The organism is Neobacillus drentensis, assembly GCF_036962765.1.
Classification (GTDB): domain Bacteria; phylum Bacillota; class Bacilli; order Bacillales; family Cytobacillaceae; genus Neobacillus; species Neobacillus drentensis_C.
In genome coordinates, this window is the sequence record NZ_JBALOS010000028.1 from 6,218 (window position 1) to 12,412 (window position 6,195).

A 6,195-nucleotide genomic window follows, 5' to 3' on the forward strand; every position below is an offset into this window, starting at 1 on the left:
CTATTTTTTGTAAAAAAGGACTGATTATCCAGCCCTTGGTGTTTGTTTTATTATTAACGATTGAAATTAGTTTTAAAGGATCGAGAAGAAAGGCAGGATGATTAAGCAAAGAGAAAGAAAAAGTATGGCCATTGCACCTATTTTTTGTTTTTCCTTCCACAAGGAAACGCCGAATCCCATGGTATAAACAATAATTATAAACAGACTAACGTAGATTAATTTTTCCAACTACGCCCCCACCTTTGGAGGTTTTTTTGTTCTTTTACCATAATCAACAATTTCAACATCTACTTTCACATGAATGTCCGCTTCCTGATATGATTTTCCCCAATTGAATTTTTTATATTCCTGAATCGTTCCAAAATATCTTCTGACATACATGGATAACGGATATGGTACACCTTTAAATTTTGTTTGTGTTTTTTTTAACAATTTTTCGTTCAATGTTTTTAAATGAGCGGATATTTGTTTTTTTACTATCTGTTGATTTTTTTTCACTGTATAGTCGACCATTGACGGGTTTGATATAATTTCTATCTTTAAAGGGATGGTTATAAAAATCTTTGGCTTTTGACCCTTTAAGTCCATCTTCACTTTATTATTTTCTGTTTTCATGATTCTTGCTGCAAACTGCAACTGGTCGTCCGAAAAAGGATCAGGTATATCAACCAATATATCTTGGATGTTCGTTGAATCATCTAGAATATTGATATTACGTGTTTCTTGACCGGTTAGCTTATCAATCATCACGCCACTCCTGAAGACCGCTGACCCAATAAATTGTGTAGCATCCAGTTCGCCTGTAGCATTCAATTGTCCTGCCATGTATTCATCTTCACTTCTTATTTCAGGATTCTTTTCCTTTTCGGCTGTTGTGTACATCGCCAAAAAGAAGTCTGTCCCTCTTTCCAACGTTTTAAAAAATTTAAAGAGGGTAGAATCTGGGATGAACCCATTATCAATTCCGTGATCAATCATGAATTGAAAGTATTTATGTGGTCTTGTTTCCATTTTCGGCCGATTATTAATAAAATACTTACTTGCCTTTTCTTTAGATATGGCTAAATGACAATCCAAGCGAATGTCTTTATCCTTTAAGACGTCGTAAAACTTCTTAATAAAATCTTTGTCTTGTGCATATTCCTCGGAGACAACAATAATCTTTAATAGTTCATAACTAATATCCCGTGAGATGATGGAATTGCCTGTGGCTTTCGCCGCAATGAAATCATTGGCATCAAACGAGACAATTTCCCGCGGCTTTTCGGTTGATCCACCACCACCTTGCATACTACCTACTTCCGGATTGGCAAGTAACATGGTGACTTTGATTTTCCCTTCATCTTTGGAGCGATCTAATCCTAGTCCGATCACATAGGCTTTGTCTTCAATTTCTTGACGATCCCAACAACCTGTTAATAAACAAACAATGACGAAAAACAACAATATTCTACATACTGCCTCTGTTTTTTTCATGTTTAAATTCTCCCTTTAGCAGTGCAACCAGCCATAAAGTGATCGAAACAGCCAAAAATGTAGGACCAATAACACTTCTTAAAATCGGTTTCAGTTGGAGACTGAGATCATATGGTGATTCCGGAATGGATCCAATCAATAAATAAATCGTTGCCAGTGCTGGAATGAGGAATTCAAAGTCTTTAATTTTAAATAGTTGACCGAACATAAGTGCATTTATGTACAAAAATGCTGCAAAACGAATAAATGCCGCCATTACCCAAATGACGAAAAATATGATTTCGATATTCGGAAAAAAAGTTCCAATTGAAATAAAACGAATCGCTGTGTGGAATGGATAACCAGTTCCTTTTAAGGATACATCAAAGAGACAGATGAAAATGATAATACCCACACTTAATTGGATGCTGATGTAAACTAAGGCAATCCACGTACCTTTTCGAAAATCTTTGTATGAGGCGATAGACGGTATAATCAAGGCAAACAGAAAAAATTCAGAAAAAAGGGATAGATTTAGGGAGCTTTGTTTCAATATTTCAAGTTTTCCAGGACCCCAAATGGGGAAAAGGGATTGAATACTGCTATCTTGAGTACTTAATACGAACGCAAAATACAAGAATAGTACTGCATAGTAAATCACAAGATAGGCAACTGATCCGATATGCTGAATTCCCTTTTTCGCACCATATGCACAAACGCCCATTAAGACGGCATAGATGATCACAATAGGTGTCCTATTAAAATAAAACGTCCTTATGATCGTTGTATATGTTCTTGAATCGAACGAAATGGAAAATACATTGATGATAAATATTAGAAGACAGACAAAAAATCCTAGATATTTTCCGAGTAGTTTTTGAATAACAGAAAATAGATTTTTGTTTTGATACAACGACATTGTCTTTATTAATAAAAAGAGCGGGATAAAAGAGATTCCGGCCGTTATGATCGGGATCATCCATGCTGCGTTTTGGACCTTTTGAAACAGAGCAGTTGGTGTGTCTTCAGTTACTTTGGCACCAACCATTAAAATTGCGATGGACAGATATTCACGGATACCAATTTTTCCGGGTTGCTGCTTCATATGTTTTTTATCCCTTTCCTCGTTTGACAGTATCCTTTGGATTTAAATACCCTGGGCGGAACCTTTCTTTCATGGGAACATGACGAATAATTAAGTCTTTTGAAGAGATGAAATGTGGTGTCATGGGTGCAAAGTAAGGAATGCCAAATGATTTTAATGAGACTAAATAAAAGAGTCCCGGTATAAATAAAGCTACTGCGCCATAAATACCCATAAAGGCTGCCGCAAAAATAAACAAAAAACGTGTGATGCGAATAGCAAAATTCATGCTCACATCACTGATAATAAAAGAGCTTAAGCCACTTAAGGCAATAACAATGATGACAATCGGACTAATAATATTCGCTTGAACAGCAGCCTGTCCTAAAATTAGTGCACCGACAATCCCAATCGTTGGACCAATAGGGGTTGGCACACGTAGTCCCGCTTCTCGAATGAGTTCAAAGGCGATTTCCATCATTAAGATTTCAACTGTCGATGGAAAAGGGACACGTTCCCTTGTCCCGGCAATGGCCATTAACAAATCAGGCGGGATCATCCCTACATGATAATTTGTAATCGCAATATATAAGGGCGAAGCAAACATGGCGACAAACAAAGCTTGAAATCGCAAAAACCTGATGAAATTACCATAGGGTGTGCGTAGGTAATGGTCTTCCGGCGAATGAAACATTGACCAAAAGGTAGCAGGCAGTACCAGACAACTTGGAGAATTTGTCATTAATAAAACGATGTGACCTTCTTCAATGAAGGATGTCGCCCGGTCAGGACGTTCTGTATATAATATGGATGGAAATAATGACCTTGGTCGATCTTCTAGGTATTGCTCTAAAATACTTAGATCAAGAATCCTATCCGTTTCGAGCGAAGCTAACTTATCTTTAATCGTTTGAAGCAATTCATCATTTACTAGGTCTTTTTCATAAACCAAAAATACATCGTTTCTGGATCGTTTCGTAATAACCTTAGCCTCAACAATAAGATTTTCATTTCTTATCTTTTTACGAAGTAAGGCAATATTATCGATTACCTTTTCGTTAAATGATTCCTTTGCCCCTTTTACAATCACTTCATTATCGGATTTCTCAATGGAACGGCCTGTAATTTTCGTCGTTTCAAATAAGTAGCATTGAGTATCGCCATCCACAAAGAGTGCGGTGACTCCACCTGTAATAAATTCCGTAATTTCCCCAATATTTGTTGCTGTTCTTTCACTTGGGTAGGAAGTGATATTTTGAATCTTACCTGACGGCTGATCGTTACCAATTAATTTTTCCATGATGCCTTCTTGAATGCTCTGTACGTCGACCATCGTACTTATATAAATGATAAAAGCACGGCGATCAAGTGAACCGATGGTAAACTCACGTACCTTGATATCGATATTCTTTGGTATACTGAAAATGGACTTAAATGTCACTAAATTTTGATCATAATTACTGCTAATATCTTGTTTTTTTAGTTCAATTTCCTGTGTATTGGACTGTTCGCTAAATTGTGGTTCTGGATTGAGTTTCTTAAAAAGCGGCATTAAGATTTTTTTCTTCAATATGAACCACCCCCTAATTTTTATATAGTTTTCCAGTTTTAGGGGTCTTTATGTATGCATAGTTGGAACAACCTAACTATATTTTCACAGTTGTCCAAAAGGTAAAATCGGTGGATCTAGCTTAATTTTTCGATTGAGAGATATTCTTGAAATAACAGCCGAGGATTCTGCTAACCTTTGGATTTCATTTGCGGGTAATTCCATCGACACGCCGTTTAAGGCAGTCGTAAATTTGTGCCGAACGGTGTAGGGGATCTGGTTCTTATCTAATAACTCATGAAGTTCCTTTTGAAAAGTAAGATGACTTTCTTCTACATGTTTCTTCGCTTCCTCCATTGTTAAAGGAATCCCTTTTGCTTCTGCTTCTAAAACTGCTATTTTTGCTGGTTTTGTTTTGAATTCAATAATAATCGAAGTGGTTTGTTCGCTTGAGAGGTCAATCGCAGGATCTACATGAACTGAAGGGGTCATCGTTTCTTCCACCACCTTTCCTTTTTCTAAAGTATGATTGTTTTCAAAACTACTTTCCTGACATCCACTCAAAATAGATAGGATGGCTGCTGCCAAAATGGCTCCACTATAAAACTTCTTCATCATCATTGCCTCTCCTTTTACTGAAGGGAAGTTTTTTTGCATTTTTCAGAATGGTATCCTTAGTATTCACCTTTATGGCCGCAAAAATAACTGCTTGTCTCTTAAAATAAGAAACAGGCAGCTGTCGTTTAATTATGTTTATTGAATCCCTAACGCACTCTTAATCGCAGCAAGTGTTTTGCCTTTATATGTCTTTACTGCTTTTGGAGCGTTATCTACTGTCGAATTTTGCATTCCGAAGTTCTTTTCTACGAATGCAAAATCTTTCGCATCGACTATTCCATCAAAGTTGATATCGGCGCTACGTTTATTGGTTCCCCAATTCGATTGAATTGTTTATGCATCCATAATATCAATGACATGATCTTTGTTTACGTCACCACCTGCAGTTGTGTGGGTTCTCTTTATTTTTATACATAGAAACTGTTTATTGGGTGCAAAAAAACTAGCAGTCTGATTGCTCCTGCAAGTTTTTTTGTGTTAATTATAGAAATTTAATAAATGCACTATCATTTAGTTGTTCTTACCGCAAAGTTAAATATAGGATCTACTAGCTCAAATTCATAGGTTATTCCATCAACTTTTCCTACTACTTTATTACTATCATAAAGATCTAGCATAAATCCTGCCATTTGTTTTGAGGTATGAAACTTGGCTACAGCACCTTCATATTGAAATTCGTCTATATCTAAAGATCGTTGTGCGAACTCTGTTTCAGTTGCAGCAGGAGCCAAAACTTTTACTTGCATCTTTGCACCCTTTAATTTAAGTTCGTGTGCAAGTCCTTCTGTAAATGCACTTACGTAAAATTTAGTAGCACAATAGGTAATAGAGTTTGCAATAATTGTATAACCGCCGCCTGATGATACATTAATAAGCTGGGTTCCTTCGACATTTGCATAATCACGAACATACAGGGATGTAAGTATAGTTAAGGACTCTATATTCAAGTGTAGCATTGCCTCAATCTTGTTTAGATTTTGTTCAGCAACTGTAGCAAAGTTTCCAAAACCTGCATTGTTAATCCACGTTTCAATTTGGAAACCACGAAGACTTTCGTAAAGTTTATAAGCATTCTCTGTTACTGATAAATCAGTTGTTCGAATAACAACATCTAGGTTTGGATTGATATGCAAGATCTCTGACTTTAATTTTTCCAAGTTATCTTTCCTGCGAGCTACAATGATTAGATTTTTTCCCCGAGATGCAAACGCTAGTGCTGCTTCATAACCAATACCTGAGCTTGCTCCAGTTATCACAGTGTAAACCATATAAATTCCTCCTGAAATTTCTATTTAGAAAGTTGTAATCTTTGCTTGATTTGTTCATTATATTCGTTAGAGTTTACTCTAAGGCAAGCATTATTTATTATTTCTTAAGGCTTATTCTACAAATTAATGAAAGGGGATTTTTATGTACCAAATTAGCGAGCTAGCAAAGTTGTTGGGAATCACCCCTCATACATTACGTTATTATGAAAAAGAAAAGATTA

General features: G+C 36.2%; 6 protein-coding genes and 1 pseudogene. 1 reads left to right on the plus strand and 6 read right to left on the minus strand.

Going from position 1 to position 6,195, the window contains the following annotated elements:
* Nucleotides 1-228: 228 nt before the first annotated feature.
* From V7137_RS04980 to V7137_RS05005, 6 genes and pseudogenes are all read right to left on the minus strand, one after another.
* Nucleotides 229-1,476, minus strand: coding sequence for a Ger(x)C family spore germination protein (locus V7137_RS04980; RefSeq protein ID WP_335697041.1), 1,248 nt, complete (start codon nucleotides 1,474-1,476; stop codon nucleotides 229-231).
* Nucleotides 1,451-2,560 carry a GerAB/ArcD/ProY family transporter gene (locus tag V7137_RS04985; protein WP_335697042.1) on the minus strand — a complete coding sequence of 370 codons (1,110 nt, stop codon included), beginning with the start codon at nucleotides 2,558-2,560 and terminating at the stop codon, nucleotides 1,451-1,453. Before V7137_RS04985 ends, V7137_RS04980 begins: the two co-directional genes overlap by 26 nt.
* 7 nt (nucleotides 2,561-2,567) lie before the next feature.
* The gene (locus V7137_RS04990; RefSeq protein ID WP_335697043.1) at nucleotides 2,568-4,109 is read right to left on the minus strand and encodes a spore germination protein; all 1,542 of its coding nucleotides are present in this window, start codon (nucleotides 4,107-4,109) and stop codon (nucleotides 2,568-2,570) included.
* 84 nt (nucleotides 4,110-4,193) lie between these two features.
* A complete protein-coding gene (locus tag V7137_RS04995; protein ID WP_335697044.1) occupies nucleotides 4,194-4,706 on the minus strand; it encodes a protease inhibitor I9 family protein in 513 nt (170 codons plus the stop codon).
* A 249-nt stretch (nucleotides 4,707-4,955) separates the two neighbouring features.
* Nucleotides 4,956-5,036, minus strand: a pseudogene (locus V7137_RS05000) (hypothetical protein); the annotation flags it as partial.
* A gap of 176 nt (nucleotides 5,037-5,212) precedes the next feature.
* Complete coding sequence (locus V7137_RS05005) at nucleotides 5,213-5,974, minus strand: SDR family NAD(P)-dependent oxidoreductase (protein WP_335697045.1); 762 nt, start codon at nucleotides 5,972-5,974, stop codon at nucleotides 5,213-5,215.
* A gap of 142 nt (nucleotides 5,975-6,116) precedes the next feature.
* On the opposite strand from V7137_RS05005, the gene V7137_RS05010 reads away from it, so the two are divergent.
* Nucleotides 6,117-6,195 (plus strand): MerR family DNA-binding transcriptional regulator (locus V7137_RS05010; protein ID WP_335697047.1); only part of this gene is annotated, 79 nt, incomplete at its 3' end.

Excerpts from the sequence above, each read along its gene's own strand:
- V7137_RS04985 (WP_335697042.1), bottom strand. The coding sequence starts at position 2,560 with ATGAAGCAGCAACCCGGAAAAATTGGTATCCGTGAATATCTGTCCATC.
- V7137_RS04995 (WP_335697044.1), bottom strand. The coding sequence starts at position 4,706 with ATGATGAAGAAGTTTTATAGTGGAGCCATTTTGGCAGCAGCCATCCTA.
- V7137_RS04980 (WP_335697041.1), bottom strand. The coding sequence starts at position 1,476 with ATGAAAAAAACAGAGGCAGTATGTAGAATATTGTTGTTTTTCGTCATT.
- V7137_RS05005 (WP_335697045.1), bottom strand. The coding sequence starts at position 5,974 with ATGGTTTACACTGTGATAACTGGAGCAAGCTCAGGTATTGGTTATGAA.